The sequence below is a fragment of the Ureibacillus chungkukjangi genome, assembly GCF_044795995.1.
Lineage (GTDB): Bacteria > Bacillota > Bacilli > Bacillales_A > Planococcaceae > Ureibacillus > Ureibacillus chungkukjangi.
This window is the reverse complement of record NZ_CP085009.1, coordinates 685,170-706,217: the sequence shown is the minus strand read 5'-3', so window position 1 is coordinate 706,217 and position 21,048 is coordinate 685,170. Positions and strand designations below refer to the sequence as shown.

Sequence of the window (21,048 nt, the reverse complement as noted above, 5' to 3'; positions counted from 1 at the left end):
AATTTTCGAGCTAAAAACACCTGAGGATGCATTTAATTCTTCCGATGAAACGCATTACGAGCTCATTCTCTCTTGCTGATGCACATCAACTGCTTCACACACCCCACTTCACCTTCATTTCCCTCCCCAAGAAGTTCTCCGCAAAATAAAAAAACGCCTCCAACCCAAATTGGAGACGCCTTTGACAACACTATTATGCTTCCTCTTCTTCGTCCATGATTTCGTCGAAGGCAGCAGATACTTTTTCGAATTCTTCATCGCTTTCGATTGCGCTAAAGTCATCATCTTCGTCTACTTTTAGGAAGAATACATCGATGTCTTCTTCTGTTTCTTCTCGAATATCCTCTACAAAACCGACTGCTACGTATTCTGTTCCTTCAAGATTGATGGAAGCAAGGACTTCTACCTCTAGCTCCTCATCGTTGTCATCCGTAATCGTAAAGATTTCTCCAACCTCGTGTTTTTCCATGTGCGTATCCTCCTTTGATTTCTTGCTTTAATTTTTCCAATGTAGGGTCAAGTCCTTCAACCTTGCTAAACAATACCCTACCCCACAGCTATTATACCTTTAAGTGCCACAAAATGTACGATATGGGCGATTGGAGCTTGGTGGCAATGAGCAAAACTTTTCTTCGGTTGCTGAATAATCAAATGGATCTTCAAGAGCCGATAACAAGCGCTCCATCACACTTAAGTCCCCATCATTTACGGCTGCATTTAGTGCCTCTTCCACCAGATGGTTACGAGGAATCACCGATGGATTACTATTTTTCATTAACTCCGTCGATTCTTCAATGGATTGATCCTGTCTTCCGCGTCTTTGCTCCCATTTCTGAAGCCATCCATCGAACTCTTCCTTGCCATGAAGCGGTGAATTCTCAAGTTTACCTATTGTTAAAGATCGGAATGTATCTGTGTAATCTGCTCTATATTTTTGCATCATGTTGAGCAATTCATCTGCTAGCTCTCTATCTTGCTCTTCTTCATTAAACAACCCTAATTTTGCGCGCATGCCTTCAAGCCAATTTTTCTCGAACATGTCCATATATTGTGAGATTTGACTTTGTGCAATTTCGATGGCTTTTTCTTCATCATCGTCAAGTAGTGGAACAAGGGTTTCAGCAAATCGTGCTAAATTCCATAAGCCCATTTTCGGTTGATTGCCATATGCATAACGCCCCTGTCTATCAATTGAGCTAAATACTGTTTCCGGGTTATAGGTATCCATGAATGCACATGGGCCAAAGTCGATGGATTCCCCGCTAATCGCCATATTATCTGTATTCATAACCCCGTGAATGAAGCCTACAAGCTGCCATTTCGCAATTAACTCAGCTTGTTTTTTAATAACCTCTTGGAGTAAATATAAATATTGATTGTCACTATTCGGGATATCTGTATAATGGCGAATGATTGTATAGCTCGCCAATGATTGCAGATCCTCGTAAGACCCCCAGTTGGCAACGAATTGGAATGTCCCCACACGAATATGACTTGAGGCAATCCGAGTTAAAATCGCACCTGGCAAATCCATTTCTCGCATAATTTTCTCACCGGTTGAAACAACGGCTAAGCTTCGTGTTGTTGGAATCCCTAATCCATGCATGGCTTCACTTATTATATATTCTCGAAGCATTGGTCCAAGTGCTGCCCGACCATCTCCACCACGGGAAAATGGTGTTCTTCCTGCACCCTTTAGCTGGATATCAAAACGCTCGTTCTCAGGTGTCATTTGCTCTCCATACAGAACTGCTCGTCCATCTCCAAGCATGGTAAAATGACCAAACTGATGTCCCGCATAGGCTTGAGCCATTGGAAATGACCCTTCTGGTGCTTTATTTCCAGCTAGAATTTGCACTCCTTCTTCCCCTTGAAGTGCCGCACTTTCTAAGCCCAGCTCTCTTGCTAGTGGCTCATTAAATATTACAATTTCCGGATTACTCACCGGATGCAAGCCAACACTTGCATAAAAGGTGTCCGAAAGTCTGGCATAGCTATTATCAAAATTCCATCCAAATTCCATAGTATCCTCTTCTCTTTTTATTGACTATTTTTAACCTCAGCTGTTGAATTATACTTTTCATTAGATTTATGCATACTTGAAAAACCTGTGATCACAAAGCAAGTAATCCATGCAATGACCGTAGTAATACCTGCAAGCGTTAAACCAAGAGCCCTCATGAAAGTATCCTCTCCTGGATAATATGGCTCAATACTCATATACCTATAGACAAATAATATCGTTAAAACGAAATAAAAACTGCTCCCGATACCTGCAATAACGATTCGCCCTCTATTTGAACCATTCCAAGCTTTATTAACAATAATCCATGACCCTATACTTAGTACTACAGCTACAAGCATTACAAAGAAATGAACATAAAGCCCAAAGTAAATCATTAATGCATTTAGAATTCCCAAGCTTCCAAAAAACAAAACTGCATTCACTAAAAGTAACATAATTCCAGCCAAATAACTTTTTTGAAACCAGCTAACCCTTTGAATACTTTTTACAAATTTATTATTTTCATTAATACTCCCCATTATTGCCTCCCGGAAGAATAATAGGAAAAAGACAAGGATTAGAGCACCTGTAAAGAAGAATATAATCAACCTAATAACCTCCCTATTAAGGATTTAAACGTATATTAAAAATGGAGGTTTCAACCAATATGCAATTTGTAATTTTTCTATTTCTCTTAAGAAACGATACCTTTTACTCATATAAAACGTTTACATAAATTAAATAATAATTTTTCACTTTTTTTATCATCTATGTGATAAGATATTGCTCGATGTTAGAAAAATACAATTCGACCAAAATAATCGGACTGAAGTTTTTCTAGGCAGATCTATCAAAAGAAAGAGGAAAATGAATGAGTGAAACACTTAAAAAACCTGTTGAAAAACTCAGTTTATTCCATTTGACTTGGCCAATTTTTTTAGAAGTTTTCTTATTTATGTTAATGGGGCTTGCCGATACCTTTATGTTAAGTGCCGTCTCAGATGATGCGGTTTCAGGGGTAGGTACAGCCAATCAATATATACACATAGCTATTTTAATTTTAGAAGTAGTCGGAAATGGTGCTGCGATTGTTGTCTCCCAGTATCTTGGCTCACGTCGATATTTTGAAGCAGCTAAAATTTCAGCACTAGCGGTTACTTTAAACCTATGCGTCGGACTTGTTATGTCGGTCGTTTTTATTTTGTCATCAAATCGATTAATGGAAATGATGAATTTACAAGGTGCAGTGCTTGAGCATGCACAAAGCTATTTAATCATTGTAGGTGGAGGAATTTTCCTTCAAGCCATCATTAATTCACTAGCAGCAATCATCCGCGTACACGGATGGACGAAGCAAACAATGTACGTTTCTTTAGGAATGAATGTATTCCACGTAGCCGCGAACTATGTATTAATTTTTGGGAACTTTGGCGCACCAGAGCTTGGTGTCCAAGGAGCTGCGATTTCTTCTGTAGTTAGCCGTTTACTTGCAATGTTCGTTTTCCTATGGCTACTATATCAAGCACTAGAGATAAAAATAAAATTCGAATACTATATCACCTTTTCCAAGGACTATGTGAAAAAAATCTTAGCAATTGGGATTCCAAGTGCCCTTGAGCAAATCCTATATCAGCTATGTCAAATTATCTTCTTATATTATGTGACATATCTAGGAGCAGAAGCCTTGGCTGCTAGACAGTATGCAAATAACATCTCTATGTTCACTTATTTGTTTGCTCTAGCAATCGGAATCGGAACTTCGATAATCACAGGTCGCTTTGTTGGCTCAGGCGAAAAAGATGCTGCTTACAAACAGCTTTGGTTTAGTGTAAAGGCTGCACTAATTGTTACCACTGTAGTGGCAACACTTGTAACAATATTCCGTGTACCTTTGATGGGCTTATTCACTGATAATCCAGAGGTCATTAAATTTGGTGTTTCTGTATTATTATTAAGCCTTCTTTTAGAAACAGGTCGAACGATTAATATTACAGTCATTAACTCGTTACGTGCTTCCGGAGATGCTAGATTCCCTGTGAAAATTGGGTTCTTGTCAATGGTATGTATGAGTGTTCCACTAGGCTATTTATTAGTTTTCGTATTTGATTTAGGCTTAGTTGGCGTGTGGCTTGCAATCACAGCAGATGAATGGACACGTGCCATTGTCATGTTATTTAGATGGAAGAGCCGTAAATGGGAGCAGCATGCGCTTGTTTCTCCACCTTCTCCTGAAGAGGATAAGATTGAAATTGAATTTAAAGAAACACCCGCTCTACCATAGTCTACAAAACAAAAATGGATCTCCTACTATTGAGGGATCCATTTTCTTTATTTATTATCCGGCAAGGTTTCACTTAATTTGCAATATTGTACAAATACATAAGCTAATTCACGTAGGCGAGTGTGGATTGACTCATCAATAATATTGTCATTTTCATCGAAATCGGAAGCATGTGTATATACGTAATTTGGAGTAACTAGGCATCGGAAGTAATCTAAGATCGGTCTTAGTTGATTTTCCACTACTAAATGATGCTGATAAGTTCCACCATTAGCTACCATCGAAACAGGTTTATAACGCATAGCCTTTGGATCAAGCATATCAAAAGCATTTTTCAATACACCAGGAATGGATGCTTGATAAATTGGTGTCGAAATAATATAGCCATCTGCTTCTTCAAATTTCTGAATCATCATTTTCATATCCTCGTTAAGAGGACTACCATCTAAAATTTGATGCTTCAAATCAGCAAAATATAAAATTTCAAGCTCTAAATCGCTATTATATTCTGTAATATATTGTTCAATTTGTCTCAAAATCGCACCCGTCTTCGTTCCAAATACAGTGCCATCAACGAGTAATATTTTCATTTTTTTATTTCCTCCACCTTTTTATTTCCATCCGTTATTTTAACAGATGCAGTTGAAGTGGAATAGGGAACCGATTTGTATTAATTAAAATTCAGTCTTTTGGCGGAATCTCTTGATGCGATACCTTCTCCATTGCCTTTTCCATCATGCGTGTTGGCGAGGTTAAACTTACGATTGTTGTCCCTACATCGAAGGATCGTTTTTTGGCATTTGCCAAAAACACCAGGTTATTCTCACTGTCCACCGCAAATAATGGAATGGTTTTATGGTCAGTATCATTTATATAATCTCCTAATGTATATTGTTCCGTTAAATGCGTTCTTCTTATTAAATACCCTTCTTCAATTAACCGATTTAACGCATGTATATCGTATTCCTCATCAAAGAGGTATTTTCCACCGATTGATTTGCTGTAACCACTTGGATCTCCAGTATGAATAGGCGTCTGGAAAATTTGTTCGCGTCCTAATTCAGGTACAAAGTGTTGGCATATCAACGCATTATAAGCATCATCTTCTGTTGCAGCTATTAAAGTCTCATAAGGAGTTAAATCAACATGATATTCCGTATTTTCGCTTAAAATATCCCCCACCTCAGTTCGTAAGCCTAATTGGCGAGCTCTATTTAATAAACCCCAAGAACGGTCGATGATTAATACCGGCTTATTAAAGCTTTGGATTGCTTCCCCAAGCACAGAACTAAATGCACTTCCTCCAGCAATCATCACACCAGCCTCTTCAGTCGCTCTAAGACCTAGCTTTCTTGCTAGCCAGCTAATAGAAAAGCCATGCGCCAATACTGTTGCAAAAACAAGAGCAAGGGTTAGAGCAGTAATGATATCCGCATCCTCAAAGCCTTCATCCCGCAGAACACCTGCAAAGAATCCAGAAACAGTAAGAGCAACAATTCCCCTTGGTGCAATCCAACCAATTAAAGTTCGTTCTTGTTTTGTTAAATCTACACCAATTGTTGATAACCAAATAGATATTGGACGAACGATAAATAGCATCGCCAATACAAATATCAGCATATTCCAGTTTAAGATATCCCGTAGCGTATCAGGTGATAACGAAGCAGTTAACATAATGAAGAGCCCAGAAATCATGATAACCGATATATTCTCTTTAAAATGCAATAGATCCCTTAAAGATGTAAGGTGCATATTGGCCATGACAATCCCCATCGCTGTAACTGCAAGTAATCCAGTTTCATGCATTATGGTGTCAGATAACACAAATACCAGAAGTACACTCATCAATACTATGGGTGATTTTAAAAACTCAGGAATGTAACCATGCTCTAATAACCTGCCCAGTACAAATCCAATTACTACTCCTAGGATGGCAGATAGAATCGATGCACCAAAGAACAATAACAGGGAATTTCCAGTGATCTTATCACTTGTCCATAGCACTACCTGCAATGCAAATAAAGCAACCAGTGCACCAAATGGGTCTACAACAATTCCTTCCCATTTTAGAATAGTTGCTGGCCGTTCCTTTAACTTTGCCTGCCGCAGTAATGGCATAATTACGGTAGGTCCTGTCACGATAAAAATACCACCAACGATAAAAGCAACATCTAGTGAAATGCCAGCTAAATAGTGAGCTGCAAAGGATCCACCAATCCAGGCTAATAAGGAACCAATTGTGGATATCCTAAAGATGGCACGTCTGGAATCCTTCATTTCTCGGATATCTAAGCTTAAGCTTCCTTCAAATAGAATAATCGCAACCGCCAAAGAAACAATCGGATTAAACAGTTCACCAAAGCTCTCTTTTGGATTAAACAAGCCCAGGAATGGCCCAACGATTAATCCAACCACCGACATTACTACTATGCCCGGAAGTCTAAAACGCCAAGCAAACCATTGTGATATTATTCCGAGTCCGACAATAGCAACCATCTGAAATAGTATTGAATCAAGCATTGTACTTCCCCTTTTAAAACAATTTAGTAATAACAAAAACAGTATTTAACATGTCCCGAAATTGGATAGTCAACTCATTTTTGATTAGAATACTTAAAAAGCCTTAGTTGTATTTAAGCTAAAAAAGTCCTCCGCATAAATGTAGTATTTGCGGAGGACGTGCTTTCATTCCCTACTTAAGTTTGTTTTTTATTGTTGGCTTTCATTTTTCACTTGCATTGCCTGGAGCTTATTCCGGTTAAACACCACTTCATCATCGATTGGGTCCAACTCTTCTTCTTTGAATTTATCCCAGTTAAAAAGTTCTTCTCGTGATACTGGCGGTTCTTCTTTTTTTACAGGCATTTTTAAGCCCGCAAGCTGGGCAGAATCATAAATCGTAACAGGGGCTTTTTTACCAAATAAAGCAATCACCTTCATAGCCATGGCAAGCTGTACTGCCTCTATGGAACGGTATTTTTTCATGGGTCCAATTAGCAAAGGATTAACGCCCTTTAACACCAACTCTCCCATCTTCTCGCCAAATCGAAACTCTTTGCGCTCCCCTACTAATAAAGACGGTCTTACAATCGACAGCTGAGGAAGCTCTAAAGCCATTAATTCCTTTTCAAGCTTGCCTTTTACTTGGTTATAGTAAACTTTCGATTTTTCGTTTGCCCCCATTGCTGAAATGATGATGAAATGCATAGCGCACTTTTTAGCCAACGAAGCTATCTGCAATGGATATTCTACATCTACTTTTTCAAATTCAGCTTTCGACCCTGCCTTTTTACGTGTCGTCCCAAGACAGCAAAAGATTTCATGGGCAAACTCAATATCCTTTTCCTCTAACTCATTAAAAGAGCGAATCTTTACAGTTAGCTTTGGATGATCAAACTCTAGTTTTCTACGAGCGATAACAGTTACAGATACGTATTCCTCACTATTACATAGTACGTTTACTAGGTTTGAACCTACTAATCCGGTTCCACCCACCACAATTGCAGAACGCATTCCCATTTTTTCTTTCACTTCCTATCATCTTTGTCCATAAACTAGCATAAACTTGAAAATCTAGTAACCTCTTAAGCGAAAACTCTATAGTTTAATTTTCACACATACTTTCTAATTTTTCACCATAATTTAATTAATAGCTGGGAAAGGATGGGATTTTATGCAGAATGAACTAAGTGTACCTTCATTAAAAAAGAAAATAGTCTTTATCGTTGAGCATAGTACAGTAAAGGGATTTTATCCACTTGAACGTGTAGCAACAGTAGCAAAGCTTTTAAAGGATGAAGAGAGTGTCTATATTTTTTTAAAACAGGATGGACAAGAAGCTATCGAGATTTTCACGGACGAGCAGCTTTCTCCTATTCTATTTGATAATTATACTGAGCTAAAAACACAGATTCGTAGTCTTGAACCTGATTTAATCGTTCAGGAGGGCAAGGATTCATTAGTTGAGCAAATTGAGCAACTAAGACCCTTCTGCAAAACAATCGTTCATTTTGATGACTTTGGCGAAGGCGCCCTATTAGCCGATTGCAATATTGTTGCTCTTTTTGAGGAGGTAAGGGAAAATACTGCTCAAAATATTTTATCAGGAAGCTTTGCCTTTGCTGTTAAGGAATCTCTTAAAACCATTGCCAACGAACGCGTTTCAAACGAACTGTCTAGCCCACCACATATAGTTGTTTCCTATGAGGATGGGGACGAAAATAATTTAACTTATCGAACACTGCGCCATTTAACCCAATTACAAATCCCTTTACGCGTGACGGTTGCGATTGACCGGGAGTACAAGCATTCGGTTGAGGATTTGCAGATGATGGTGCTAAGCCGCCGTAATACAAGGATTTTAAAGGATGACCATGCACTAGAAAAGCTTTTACCTGAAGCCGATATTGTCATTTGTAATGCAAACTATACCCCATATAAAGTGGCGACTGTTGGTATTCCTTGCATTACAGCTGCACAAAACGAACGTGAGCTAAACAATGCTTTCCCTAGAGAGCATAATGGTTTTATTCACCTCGGTTTAGGTCGCAAAATGAAACAATCCAATATTCAGAATGCCGTTATGGAAATGTTGCTACATGAAGCAAGGCGTGAACGTGCGGTACGCAAGCAATTTGAGCTTGAGCTACAAGATAATAATGACGTGATTAAATCACTTCTTCTAGACTTTGCTTATGAGCGCCATAATATGGTGTCATTGTAGGCTACCTAGGGCTACAAGCACTTTGGACGAGCTCGATTCGTCTGAAGTGCTTTTTCTTATGTCCAATGTGGAATTTTAGTAAAAGCTGGATTTTCATTATTAATGAAAAATTACGTCCTACTATGATACAATGTTCATAAGTTTTTGTACTTATAGAATAAGGATAAGGAGCGACTATCATGACTACAAAATCAGAGCTTCAACAACAAATTGCAGAGTTAAAAATGGACTATATCAATCTTCAGGGTGATATCGAAAAGCTTGAAAGCACAGGTCATGCTGATTCAGTTACAAAAGCAGAAGAGCGCCTTTCCAACATGGAAAAACAACTTGCCCAACTGAACAAACAGCTCGCGGAGTTGTCGTAGCCCGCGAGTTTTTTTGCGGGATTAGACGGTTACAAATTTGGCACTAACTTAAATTAATTATCGGAGGAATTTGGTATGGCAATATTAACAGTTGAAAATTTAGGTCATTCCTTTGGTGATCGCACCCTTTTTAAGGATGTTTCGTTCCGCCTAGTTGAAGGCGATCATATAGGCTTAGTTGGTGCAAATGGTGTAGGAAAATCTACATTAATGGGTATCATTACTGGTCAAACAATTCATGATGAAGGTCGTGTAGAATGGCTGCCAGGCACTCACTATGGCTACTTGGACCAGCACACAGTTTTAACAGCAGGCCGCACAATGCGTGATGCATTACGCGATGCCTTCCTTCCTCTTTATAAAAAAGAAGAAGAGTTAAATGAAATCGCAAATAAAATGGGTGAAGCAACACCCGAAGAGCTAGAAGAATTACTAGAGCAAATGGCTGAAGTACAAGATGCCTTAGATGCTGGGGATTTTTATTCTTTAGATATCAAAATTGAAGAGGTAGCACGCGGTCTTGGATTAGATGCAATCGGCCTAGAGCGAGATGTAGCTGCACTTTCTGGTGGTCAGCGTACGAAGGTTTTACTTGCTAAGCTATTATTAGAAAAGCCAAAAGTATTGTTACTGGATGAGCCTACGAACTATTTAGATGAAGAGCATGTAACTTGGTTAAAAAACTATCTTAAAAACTATCCACATGCCTTTTTACTAATTTCCCATGATACAGAGTTTATGAATGAAACAGTGGATGTTATCTTCCAGCTTGAGTTCTCTAAACTAACACGTTACACAGCAACTTATGAGAAGTTTTTAGAGCTAGCTGAAATCAATAAACGTCAGCATATCGACGCATATGAAAAACAGCAGGAATTTATCAAAAAACAAGAGGACTTCATTGCAAAAAACAAAGCACGTTACTCAACAACTGGTCGTGCGAAATCTCGTGCAAAGCAGCTTGACCGTTTAGAACGAATCGATCGTCCTGAATCAGCTGTAAAACCTGAGTTCAGCTTTAAAGAAGCCCGCACACCAAGTCGCTATGTGGTAGAAGCAGAAAATCTAGTAATCGGGTATGATAAGGAAAAACCATTACTTCCCCCACTTACATTTATGATTGAACGCGGAGAAAAAATAGCTCTTGTCGGCATGAACGGTGTGGGTAAATCCACACTTCTTAAGACAATGCTCGGAAAAGTAAGACCACTAGACGGTAAAGTAATCCTTGGTGACTATTTAGAGCCTTCTTACTTCGAACAAGAGGTAAAAGCCGATAAAATCACGCCAATCGATGACGTCTGGAACGCCTTCCCTTCTATGGAACAGGCACAGGTTCGCGCAGCTTTAGCACGTGCAGGTCTGAAAACAGATCACATCACACGTCCATTAAACTCTCTATCAGGTGGCGAGCAAGCAAAAGTTCGTCTATGTAAACTGATGATGGACGAAACAAACTGGCTAATCTTTGACGAGCCAACAAACCACTTAGACGTAGACGCAAAAGCAGAACTAAAGCGTGCCATGCAGGATTTCAAAGGCACAATCGTCCTTGTATCCCATGAGCCAGAATTCTACGATGGCCTAGCAACAAAAGTATGGAACGTACAGGACTGGTTTACAACAGGAGAAACAGATTTATAGGATTGTAGTTAGTTAGTGGATTGAGCCTGAAATTTGGGCTCAGTCCGTTTTTTGTGTTTGGTGGATTGGGGTATAGAGTTAAATGCAGTGTGTATTAGTAAAAATATGATATTTTGTATAAATAGATTTTGAGACTAAAACATGCTGAAAAAATTAATTTGGCAGTTTTTGAATTTGAGTCAAAAAGTTGTTGGGAGTTAGTGAAGATTTGATATTTTAATTTGATTGTTTCCCTAGCTTCTGGATTTATTGGACAACTTTTGAATTTTATTGGACACTTTTTATTTTTTATTGGACACTTTTTATTTTTTATTGGACATTTGCTTTATATTGGGAGGAATCTTATACTTTCTGTTCCGATTGGCACCAACTGTTTCTAATTTTAGACCTGTTAACAACCTATATGCGGTTTTCTTTGATTCAATCCTAGTAAACTCACAGAATTCACTTTTTGAAATCTCCTCCCCCCACAGCAACCGATAATCATACAGCGCTTCATAAAAAGCCCTGTCATCCTTATTCCCACACCGCGGGCAAAACCAGCTACCATAACGATATTCCATGCGCGAGCGATGGTGGCAGTGTCTGCACAAGACACCAACTCTCAATTTACTTTTATCGTATTTAGGCCTCCATGAATCTAGCTTCCTGCGGGCAATGAATTTATCTGCTATAAACAGCAACTGCTCCTCCGTAATAACTGGTTGCTGGAACTGTGAATACAGCTGATCCAGCTTATATCGTAAACCGGTTATCTGAAAAACTAGCACATCGCGAGCATTCACTTTCCCAATGATAGAATTCGCATTACAAAAGACCACTCCGCACACAACGGGCAACGCTACACCTAGCTCGTGCAGGAACCCGCTGACAAATCTACCATGTCGCCTCACCTGATCGACCGGATTTGTAAATCCTTCTGCCCTTCCATCGACTCTTGTTCGAATGCATTGACTGGTTTCATCAATAATATCAATGCCACCAGAGAGATTCTTTGCCTCCAGCCAAGGATAAAATTCCGACATATAAACAAAGCATCCACTTAGTGCGTAAACCCAGTTTCATTTTCAAATTTTAGCCCGTTCAACAAGAAATAATGCCCCTGTATCTGAAAATCCAGCCATTCTCGATCTAATCGCTGTTCCCCGTAAAATCCAGACTTTTCGAGCCCTAATTTCTCTCCAAAATAATCCGCTTCATCTAAATGTAATCTCCTCAACAATGCCTCTAATAACAGAATTGACTCTGGAACCTGCCTTTCCCACTTAACCACTGCACTTTTGCTGCTCGACCGATCAACTTCCACTCACTTCACCTCACATCTTTCAATCTCCCCCTTGTATTTTACTAATCTCCTCAAACTCTATCAAAATACGAAAAACTACTTTTTCATAGGGTTTTTCATTCAAACTCATATTTTCAAATCACATTTACTTTTGAATAAATGCAAAAAAATGAAACTTTTCTTCTTGAAAGACGTATATATTTATAGGAAAACGGTTATTAATTTAATGTAATAAGCTTACTTAACGAAAGCAAAATCGCTATTGACTTACAATTAACTTACTAGTAAGATATTAATATAAGCAAAACATCTTACCAGTAAATATTTAAAACTTTAAAATATATGAAAGCGGGGAGATTTTATGACAGTTACAATTTACACACAATCTAGCTGTTCTTCTTCACGAAAAGCTATTAAATGGTTAAAAGAAAACGAAATCAATTTCAATGAGAAACGCATTACATCTCAACCTTTAACATTAGCAGAATTTAAAAATATTTTAAGAATGACTGAAGATGGTACTGACGAAATCATTGCTACAAACTCAAATGACTTTAAAAACTTAAACATCGACATTGATCAATTATCAATTCAAGATCTATATAACTTAATTCAACAATACCCACGTATGCTGCGTAGTCCGATTTTACTTGATGAAAAACGTATTCAAGTTGGCTACAACGAAATGGATATTCGTCGTTTTATCCCACGAAAAGTTCGTGCTTACGAGTTAAATGCTATGCAACAAGTCGCAGCACAAGGTTAAACAAATCGGCCTGCGAAAGTGAATTTCGTATAAGTACAAGACCTGCGAAATGAATTATGTAAGTGGAGCTGAACATTATGGATAACCAACGGCATGAATCCCTTTCCTCTCTTTTTGAAGTCGTATCTTCACTAGAGCGTAAATGGGCTAATGAGTGGAACCAACAAAATATTTTAGGATTTTCTAAATCTCATATATTACTTTTAGATTTATTGGCGAAAGAGGGTCCAAAACGCCCTTCTGCGATTGCTGAACGCTTAAAAGTGACGACGGGTGGAGTTACTGTTTTAACAACAAAGCTTATTAATGGCGGCTTTATTGAAAAAACGCAGAGTAACGCTGACCGTCGAGCTTCCCAAATCGCTATTACTATCGAAGGCGAAAAGATATTAAAGGAATCTCGAGCGCAAGTATCAACAATGGTTAACACTATGTTTGGCATGCTCTCAAATGACGAAATTAAAACATTACATACCATTTTTGAAAAGTGTCTTGTGAATGGTAGTGGACTAAATAAATAAAGAGAAGATGAATGAAGGCACGAGAAAAACGCCCCATTCAAAACGGCGAGCAGGATGCAATTTTAACGCATCCTGCTTTTTTAGTGCCCACAAAAAAAGACTCCCCATAAAGGAAAGTCTTTCTTTTATGCCATCACAACATCCTGCAGGGATGAGTCAGCAATTAATATTTCTTTTAATCTAGCTTTAGCACGGAATAAACGTGATTTCACTGTTCCGATTGATACCTTCATTAACGTTGAAATTTCAGCTAGTGAATATTGATCAACATAGAAATACCATAATGTTTTTTGATAGATTCCGTCTAATTCCTGCATTTTCTCTTGAACGATTTTCGTTACAACCTCTTTTTCTACTTTTTCTTCAGTAGAAATTTCATTATTGGGAACCAAATCTAAAATCGGTACGTCTAATGTTTCAGGTTGACTCATCATGTACTTGCTTCTTCTTACATTTTTGCGATAGCGGTCGCGGAATGTATTCATTGTAATTGTAGTAAGCCATGCTTTCACGTGGTCAACCTTCTCTACCTGCTCTTCATTACGTACAACTTTAACCCAAACCTCTTGCATTAAATCCTCAGCTTCAGCTGTGTTGCGAGTTAATTTTAAACATAAATGATATATGTAACGATTATATTCCTCGTAAATTCCATTTAAACAACTAATCATAGTTTGTTTCCTCCAATATCGTACTACCTTCTGTATACATTTTCCCAAAAAATTGTATTACACTCTATCGGATTTGCTTTCAATTACATTACATTCCTGTAAGCTTCAAATCTATCCCTTGTAATTTTCGTAAATTGTGTGGGAATTGTGTTTGAATTGTTTGTGTACCTGGCACACGAACTATTCTGAATTGTTCTCGAATTGTTTGTGTACCTGGCACCCAAACTATTCTGAATTGTTTTGGGACCAGGCACGCGTATGCTATACTATTTCTATTATCTAAATAATTTTGGAAATGAGGGTTTATGTTGAGTCAATCACAAATTTTAGATGCTTATTTTACAGAAAACCGAGAAAAGCATTTGGAGGAACTTAGTGAGTTTCTTCGTATTCCAAGTATCAGTTCCCTTTCTGAGCACAAACAAGACATTCAAACAGCAGCAGAGTGGTTAGCGGACAAGCTTCGCGCGCTAAACATTGAAAACGTATCAGTAGATCAAACTGCAGGTCACCCAGTTGTTTATGGTGAATGGCTGCATGCAGAAGGCAAACCAACGATATTATTTTATGGTCACTATGATGTACAACCAGTGGATCCCCTTCACTTATGGGAATCTGAACCTTTCAATCCTGTAATTCGCGACAATAAATTATTTGCTCGTGGTGCTTCTGATGACAAAGGTCAAGTTTACATGCATTTAAAAATGCTTGAAGCATTGTTTGCAACAGAGGGTACCCTTCCAGTAAACGTGAAATTCATCTACGAGGGCGAAGAAGAAATCGGTAGCCCTAACCTACCTGCTTATGTAGAAGAACATAAAGAAAAGCTTGCAGCAGATTTAATCTTAATCTCTGATACTGGTCTTTATGCTCCTGGTAAACCAGCTGTATGCTATGGCTTACGTGGACTTACTGGTGTTCAAATTGATGTGCGTGGTGCAAAGGGTGATCTTCACTCTGGCCTTTATGGTGGCGGTGTTCAGAATGCTATCCATGCATTAGCTGATATTTTAGCTTCATTCCGTGATGAGCATGGAACAATCCAAGTAGAAGGCTTCTATGATAATGTTCGTCCCTTATCTGAAGAAGAGCGCCAAGCATATCGTGAGCTAAATTTTGATGAAGCAGCATTAAAGCAAGAAGTTGGTGTAACTGAATTATTCGGTGAAGAAGGCTACTCTTATTTAGAACAAACGTGGGCTCGTCCAACATTAGAAATTAACGGTGTATTTGGTGGGTTCTCTGGCGAAGGTATTAAAACCGTTTTACCTGCTGAAGCTGGAGCAAAAATCACTTGCCGTCTAGTACCAGACCAAGATCCAAATGAAATTGTTCAATTGCTTAAGGCCCATATTGAAAAGCATAAGCCAAAGGGCGTTGAAGTTACTGTATCTGAATTTGACAAAGGTGCTCCTTTCTTAACACCATTTGATCATCCATTAATCCAAGCAGCTGGTCGTTCTTATGAGCGCGTTTATAATGTACCAACTGCCTTCACACGTGGTGGTGGCTCAATTCCTATCGTAGCTGCATTTGACGAAATTCTGGCATTACCTGTCGTGTTAATGGGATTCGGCCTAAATAGCGAAAACTTCCATGCACCAAATGAGCATTTCCACTTAGAAAACTTCGACAAAGGACTTCGCGTACTAGGCGATTACTTACATGAGGTTTCCAATTTGAAATTCTAATACTACTCAAACCTAAAAGTTCATCTTTGAGCTTTTAGGTTTTTTATTGCCAATTTTATATAAATCAAATGTATTAAATATTTCTTTTTTGTAACAAAAAGGAATTTTCTAAATATTTGTAGAATTAATTTAATATATACAATTTATATGCTAATTTCTAGCAACATGTATCTTTTCAAACAGGAGTGTGATTTGTATGGAGAATAAATGGAGTCTGGTAGTCTTAATGCAGCCCGTAGTGGGACTGTTACTTGTGTTGATTGGAGTATATACGTTCGCTGTTGGGAGCCCAAATCTACTACCATGGGCATATATGATAATGGGTCCCCTCTTTTTAGCTATGGGACAATATGAGTTGAAAAGAGAAAATAAGAAAAATAATAGTATCTTCTATTACTCATTGGCCGCTGTTTCATTTTTATTTGGTGTCTATTCATTTATCGCCTTCTAATTGAACATTAAAATATGCTTTTAGCCGATGATATATTTCATCGGTTTTTTCATTTTAAACACAAAAACAGCACTACGCCAAAAAGCACAGTGCTGTTTCAAGTTTAACCTTTAGAAAGCGTTTTATATATAAACATAGGGGAGGTTATATATCTTGTCGATCAAGCTTTTACAAAGGTTCATATGAGCTTACTTACCACTTTTTTACTAAAGAGCGATTTTCAAAAAAGGACTTATAATTATCCTCTTTTTGATGTTTTTATCATATCATTTTCCACTAACGATTGTGGATACGATATCACCATATGTCACATTTTTATCACAATATCGTTCACAATTTCGATAAATTTTGTTATATAACAACTTATCCATTCAATGCATTCCCCCCTGAAACTCTAACCACTTCTCTTTCACAAGCTATCCCCATCCTGATATGCAACAGATTATCCACAAGATAATTTTTATTAAAGTATACTGTTGGAAATCTAAGTCCACTATCAGCATAAAGTTATCCACAAAATAGCAATACCTATTCGTTTTCAAACTTTTTTATACCCACATATCCACTGTTTCATCGATTTTTGTCCACATTATCCACAAATAATTAGAATTTTAAGAATTATCTTAAAAAGTTATCCACAAATCCTTTGAAGACGCAAAAAGGCGCCCTAGAAAGGACACCTTTTCACCTTATTGAAGTATCATACCCACACTTGAATAGATAATTACTGTAGCAAATACGGCCATCATATAAATTAAAGAGTACGCAAACATTTTATTTGCCCATTTTTTCTCGTCCATTTGGCGATAGCCCACAATACTAATCCAAAGCCAAATCCCACCCAAGATAAGTGAAGTAAGCGTTAGGCCCCAGCTTAAAGGGACAAATAAGAAGCTTGTTAGCATCATAATGACTAAATAAATATTTGTCTGCACATACGTTCTTCTCATACTCTTTTTAACTGGTAGCATCGGAATATTCGCTGCGGCATAGTCATCTTTTTTACGAATAGCAATTGCATAGAAATGTGGCATTTGCCAGATGACCATGATGATAAATAATGCCCAAGCTGCCGGGTACCAAATATCTGGTGCAACTGTTGCCCAACCGATTAACGGCGGCATAGCCCCGGAGATACTTCCCACTTCTGTATTCCAAATCGTTCTTCTTTTTGTCCACATAGTATATGGAATTACATAAAAGAACACACCAAGGAATCCAAGAAATGCAGCAAGCCAAGTAGTTAAAGAGAGAATCGCCAGTCCAGCAATTAATAGAATAATACCAACAATCAATATCGTACGTGCATTTAACGTACCTGTTACAGTAGGTCTTAATTGAGTACGTTTCATAATCGCATCTATATCGCGATCATATAGGTTATTAAAGATACCGGAGGCTCCGATTATGAAAGCTGAACCTACAACAGCAAATATGATGTGTGGTATATGGTCAATAAAATTTAGTTTATAAGTATATAAAGCGAGCATAAGTGCAGCAATCATGGGAATTAAATTAGATTTAATAATCCCTGTCTTAACCGTCTTAGCCCAGAGATCAAGATAGTTTTGCATAGTATGTCTTTTCCCCTCATTATTAGGCATCCTTCTGGAGAAGCACTATATTCTATCATACCACTGAACTATATATTTCAACAATGACATAGCTTTATTTAATATGAAAATTCAATGACAGATTGACATAAAGTTATGTAGAATTTCCTATTAATTTCCTAAAGTTCTAATTAAATTAAAAAATAAAAAGGTGTCCGTTACGGAAGCACCTTCTCCTTATGATTTTCTTTCGCTTGTTTTTGATCAATGTAAGAGCAAGCCATCTTCAATAATGGTAAAACAAATAAAAAGACAAATAGGAGTCTAAAAATTTGAAATACCGTTACAGCAGAAACCTCTGCACCGACTGCCGTAGCAATTAAGCTCATTTGATCGAGTCCACCTGCTGCTGTACTTAAGAAGCTTGTAGATAAAGAATAACCTAAAAAATGAACCAATAAGAGACCCTGTCCAAAGGTTATAACAATTAATAGTAAAGCACTTCCTACTCCTAATAGGATTACCCTTTTTCCAAGTCTAAGCATTTTCGGTTTGAGTAAAAGACCGATATAAGCTCCCATAAATATTTGTGCAATATGTAACAAAATTTCTGGTACATGAGGTGTCTCAACAGAAAATAAAGTAAGTACGATGATAAACAAAATTGGTGTAAGAAAATATGGAACCGGTAATTTAATCCTTCTCCCTATCCACACCGTTGCCCAAGAGGCCAGTAGTAATATGACAACTGGAAGCCATTGTATTTCTAAAAGGTTTTCTCCACTCCCTGATTGAACAACATGGCCTGATAAAATAAAAGGAATTACCATCACGATACTTATTACTCGAACCACGTGAAAATATGTAACTACTGCTAAGTTGATATCCTTTTCCTCTTCAGCAAACACCACAATTTGCCCTAAACCACCTGGAACGGTAGAGGTTAGTGCTGTCTTCAAGGAAACCTTACCGAATTTTTGTACACCCAATGCCATCCCAATACTTATGATTACTAGAACAATATTTATAAGAAACATAAGAAAAATCAGCCAGCCCATTCCAGAGAAAACATTTAACTGAAAGGTTTGACCAATGGAAACGCCAATTACAACTAATCCGATATTACGAAAATGGACCGGCCAAAAAAGCTCATACTTAATAAAAAATTGGCTTAGTAAGACCGCAAATAATGGACCTAGCATCCAAGGAACCGGCAGCCCCAGCACATCAAATAACCCTGCACCAATTACGCTAATTATTAAAACTATAATAATCGATTTTATATGCAACGAGGAACCCTCATTTCTATTTCGTGTTCCTAAATAGATTACCATAAAATAAATTATTTTGAGCTAGCTATTTAATTAATTTTCTTAGCAAAGCAAATAATACGATTTACTTCTTGGAAACCCAATTTTAAATGGACAGCTAAACTTTCTTCATTATGTAATTCACAATCACTTGCAAATTCCGTACATCCTTTACTTTTTGACCATTGCTCACAACACTCGACAAGATGCTTGGCATACCCTTTTTTGCGGTAATCTGACTTTACAAATAACCCTTCTAAATATCCAACTACATTTGAATTCGTTCCCTCCACATAATCCGTTCGAAGCTGGCATTGGGCAAAGCCTATTGCCTCCCCCTGCTCATACGCAATAAAAACTGCTGTACGATCAGAAGCTAGCAATTCTTCCATATCTAGCAGGAGATCTTCAATTGTATTATCTGGCCACAGTAATAGAGCTAATTCCGAAGCTGTTCGCACTTCATTTAAAGTCGCTTGCTGAATCATCAACCGTTCCCCTCCCTATCAGTCACTTTAATGTAAATTATCCACCAAATTCCAATTTAATACAATTATAAAAACCGATTTCCTCTAGGGGAAACCGGCTTTTATATAGAAGGATGATTCAGTTGTGTTCTGACCCTTCTTAGCATGTACAGAAGGGTTATAATTATGCTCGATTTATTTTTGATAATTCAAAAGCCAGCCTACTCCAAACTGGTCAACCAAATTGGCATGTAGTGCACCCCAAAAGGTTTCTTGTAGCTCGACTGTCACAATTCCAGATACACTTAAATCATTATAAATCCTCGTAATTTCCTCTTCACTTTCACATTCGAGGCTCACTCGCACATTATCACCCTGCTTCGTTTTTCCAAAGTCATCGGAAAAGTGAATAATACTATCTCCCACAACAAGTTCAGCATGCAAACACTTGCCATCCTCAGTCTGTTGAACATTTCTAATTTCACCATTTAATATATTCCGATAATATTCTATAATTTCTACACAATTTTCTACAAATATATAGGGATTTGCACTTCTCAATGTAATTCCTCCAGCTCTATTCATAAATCATTTTTCCTTATTATCTCCAAAAGGTTGTGAGAAAATAATAGGGTTTCCTTAGCGAATATGTGTCATTAATTCCTTCATCTCGTTGATAACGATGTCAGCTTGATTTAATTCCTCTAGTTGAGCAAAATCAAAATTTACCCCTATTGACACTAATCCATTTTCTTTAGCCGCCATAATATCAGACAATCGATCTCCTACTACCCAAGCGTTCGTTATTTTATTTTCTTCTAAAACACTCTTTACTAATTCCGATTTGTTACCTGAAGCTATCGATTGAATACTATAAATTTTTCGAAACAATTGATTCAATTCATATGTATCAATAATCGCCTGTAAATACTCCCACTCACCATTACTCGCTACAAAAAGTGGATATTTGTTACTTAGTGATTGGAGCGTCTCTACTACATTAGAATATAACTCCCCTTTGCGAAGACAAATCATCTCAATTAGCTTTTTCTGAAACAACTCGTTACTTTTTTCTCTAACTTCTTCAGAATGATCTGGACAAAGAGTTTCCCAAACAACTGGTAATGGCACTCCCATAATTTCTCGGTATTTGCTGATAGGCGTTTCGTCAAACCATAACTGATTCTCTCTTAAAACATCGAATGTAGCAGCCAATGCTGGTTCTAATATCATATTTGTCTGAAATAAAGTTCCATCCATATCAAAAATTATTGCTTGTTTCATATTTTACCTCCTCTTTACTTACGATTGA

22 protein-coding genes are annotated in these 21,048 nt (G+C 37.6%); 8 read left to right on the top strand and 14 right to left on the bottom strand.

Translation table 11 applies throughout. The features are described 5' to 3' along the window. Window positions 1-193 precede the first annotated feature (193 nt). From LG296_RS03680 to LG296_RS03670, 3 genes are all read right to left on the bottom strand, one after another. Window positions 194-469, bottom strand: coding sequence for a DUF1292 domain-containing protein (locus LG296_RS03680; RefSeq protein WP_107935971.1), 276 nt, complete (start codon window positions 467-469; stop codon window positions 194-196). A gap of 99 nt (window positions 470-568) precedes the next feature. Then, on the bottom strand, window positions 569-2,044 hold the full coding sequence (locus tag LG296_RS03675; RefSeq protein ID WP_404427961.1) for a YdiU family protein: 1,476 nt from the start codon (window positions 2,042-2,044) through the stop codon (window positions 569-571). Next, on the bottom strand, window positions 2,041-2,544 hold the full coding sequence (locus tag LG296_RS03670; protein WP_146223187.1) for a hypothetical protein: 504 nt from the start codon (window positions 2,542-2,544) through the stop codon (window positions 2,041-2,043). Before LG296_RS03670 ends, LG296_RS03675 begins: the two co-directional genes overlap by 4 nt. Window positions 2,545-2,876: 332 nt before the next feature. On the opposite strand from LG296_RS03670, the gene LG296_RS03665 reads away from it, so the two are divergent. Further along, complete coding sequence (locus LG296_RS03665) at window positions 2,877-4,286, top strand: MATE family efflux transporter (protein WP_107935977.1); 1,410 nt, start codon at window positions 2,877-2,879, stop codon at window positions 4,284-4,286. Window positions 4,287-4,333: 47 nt separating this feature from the next. Here LG296_RS03665 and LG296_RS03660 read toward each other — a convergent pair whose 3' ends face one another. The 3 genes from LG296_RS03660 to LG296_RS03650 form a co-directional block, all read right to left on the bottom strand. Then, the gene (locus LG296_RS03660; protein WP_107935979.1) at window positions 4,334-4,876 is read right to left on the bottom strand and encodes an NADPH-dependent FMN reductase; all 543 of its coding nucleotides are present in this window, start codon (window positions 4,874-4,876) and stop codon (window positions 4,334-4,336) included. A 91-nt stretch (window positions 4,877-4,967) separates the two neighbouring features. Further along, window positions 4,968-6,806 (bottom strand): sodium:proton antiporter, encoded by a 1,839-nt coding sequence (locus LG296_RS03655; protein WP_107935981.1) that lies wholly within the window; start codon window positions 6,804-6,806, stop codon window positions 4,968-4,970. 189 nt (window positions 6,807-6,995) lie between these two features. After that, window positions 6,996-7,817 carry an NAD-dependent epimerase/dehydratase family protein gene (locus tag LG296_RS03650; protein ID WP_235867546.1) on the bottom strand — a complete coding sequence of 274 codons (822 nt, stop codon included), beginning with the start codon at window positions 7,815-7,817 and terminating at the stop codon, window positions 6,996-6,998. A 142-nt stretch (window positions 7,818-7,959) separates the two neighbouring features. Here LG296_RS03650 and LG296_RS03645 point away from each other — a divergent pair, with 142 nt between their 5' ends. From LG296_RS03645 to LG296_RS03635, 3 genes are all read left to right on the top strand, one after another. Further along, entirely contained in the window at window positions 7,960-9,009 is a 1,050-nt protein-coding gene (locus tag LG296_RS03645; RefSeq protein ID WP_107935985.1) for a PseG/SpsG family protein, read from the top strand. Window positions 9,010-9,188: 179 nt separating this feature from the next. Continuing rightward, on the top strand, window positions 9,189-9,377 hold the full coding sequence (locus LG296_RS03640) for an SE1832 family protein (protein ID WP_107935987.1): 189 nt from the start codon (window positions 9,189-9,191) through the stop codon (window positions 9,375-9,377). A gap of 75 nt (window positions 9,378-9,452) precedes the next feature. After that, the gene (locus LG296_RS03635; RefSeq protein WP_107935990.1) at window positions 9,453-11,021 is read left to right on the top strand and encodes an ABC-F family ATP-binding cassette domain-containing protein; all 1,569 of its coding nucleotides are present in this window, start codon (window positions 9,453-9,455) and stop codon (window positions 11,019-11,021) included. A gap of 302 nt (window positions 11,022-11,323) precedes the next feature. Here the strand turns inward: LG296_RS03635 and LG296_RS03630 are convergent, their stop codons facing one another. Further along, a complete protein-coding gene (locus tag LG296_RS03630; RefSeq protein ID WP_107935992.1) occupies window positions 11,324-12,046 on the bottom strand; it encodes a nuclease-related domain-containing protein in 723 nt (240 codons plus the stop codon). Window positions 12,047-12,063: 17 nt separating this feature from the next. Beyond that, a complete protein-coding gene (locus tag LG296_RS03625) occupies window positions 12,064-12,327 on the bottom strand; it encodes a hypothetical protein (protein WP_107935994.1) in 264 nt (87 codons plus the stop codon). Between the two features lie 340 nt (window positions 12,328-12,667). Here LG296_RS03625 and spx point away from each other — a divergent pair, with 340 nt between their 5' ends. Beyond that, window positions 12,668-13,072, top strand: coding sequence for a transcriptional regulator Spx (gene spx, locus LG296_RS03620; protein WP_107935996.1), 405 nt, complete (start codon window positions 12,668-12,670; stop codon window positions 13,070-13,072). 77 nt (window positions 13,073-13,149) lie between these two features. Continuing rightward, entirely contained in the window at window positions 13,150-13,593 is a 444-nt protein-coding gene (locus tag LG296_RS03615) for a MarR family winged helix-turn-helix transcriptional regulator (protein WP_107935998.1), read from the top strand. A 125-nt stretch (window positions 13,594-13,718) separates the two neighbouring features. Here the strand turns inward: LG296_RS03615 and LG296_RS03610 are convergent, their stop codons facing one another. Further along, window positions 13,719-14,264 (bottom strand): RNA polymerase sigma factor, encoded by a 546-nt coding sequence (locus tag LG296_RS03610; protein ID WP_107936000.1) that lies wholly within the window; start codon window positions 14,262-14,264, stop codon window positions 13,719-13,721. Window positions 14,265-14,572: 308 nt separating this feature from the next. Here LG296_RS03610 and LG296_RS03605 point away from each other — a divergent pair, with 308 nt between their 5' ends. Both LG296_RS03605 and LG296_RS03600 read left to right on the top strand, forming a co-directional pair. Then, complete coding sequence (locus LG296_RS03605; RefSeq protein ID WP_107936002.1) at window positions 14,573-15,955, top strand: dipeptidase; 1,383 nt, start codon at window positions 14,573-14,575, stop codon at window positions 15,953-15,955. A 196-nt stretch (window positions 15,956-16,151) separates the two neighbouring features. Then, entirely contained in the window at window positions 16,152-16,406 is a 255-nt protein-coding gene (locus LG296_RS03600; RefSeq protein ID WP_404427490.1) for a hypothetical protein, read from the top strand. 689 nt (window positions 16,407-17,095) lie between these two features. Here the strand turns inward: LG296_RS03600 and cyoE are convergent. The 5 genes from cyoE to LG296_RS03575 all read right to left on the bottom strand — a co-directional run bounded on the left by cyoE (window position 17,096) and on the right by LG296_RS03575 (window position 21,020). Next, on the bottom strand, window positions 17,096-17,980 hold the full coding sequence (cyoE, locus tag LG296_RS03595; RefSeq protein WP_251400358.1) for a heme o synthase: 885 nt from the start codon (window positions 17,978-17,980) through the stop codon (window positions 17,096-17,098). 197 nt (window positions 17,981-18,177) lie between these two features. After that, window positions 18,178-19,248, bottom strand: a complete 1,071-nt coding sequence (locus LG296_RS03590; RefSeq protein WP_404427489.1) for an AbrB family transcriptional regulator — start codon at window positions 19,246-19,248, stop codon at window positions 18,178-18,180. A gap of 71 nt (window positions 19,249-19,319) precedes the next feature. Then, complete coding sequence (gene aac(6'), locus LG296_RS03585) at window positions 19,320-19,757, bottom strand: aminoglycoside 6'-N-acetyltransferase (RefSeq protein WP_404427960.1); 438 nt, start codon at window positions 19,755-19,757, stop codon at window positions 19,320-19,322. A gap of 174 nt (window positions 19,758-19,931) precedes the next feature. Beyond that, on the bottom strand, window positions 19,932-20,297 hold the full coding sequence (locus LG296_RS03580) for a glyoxalase/bleomycin resistance/extradiol dioxygenase family protein (protein ID WP_251400353.1): 366 nt from the start codon (window positions 20,295-20,297) through the stop codon (window positions 19,932-19,934). Between the two features lie 78 nt (window positions 20,298-20,375). After that, the gene (locus tag LG296_RS03575; protein ID WP_404427488.1) at window positions 20,376-21,020 is read right to left on the bottom strand and encodes an HAD hydrolase-like protein; all 645 of its coding nucleotides are present in this window, start codon (window positions 21,018-21,020) and stop codon (window positions 20,376-20,378) included. Window positions 21,021-21,048 lie beyond the last annotated feature (28 nt).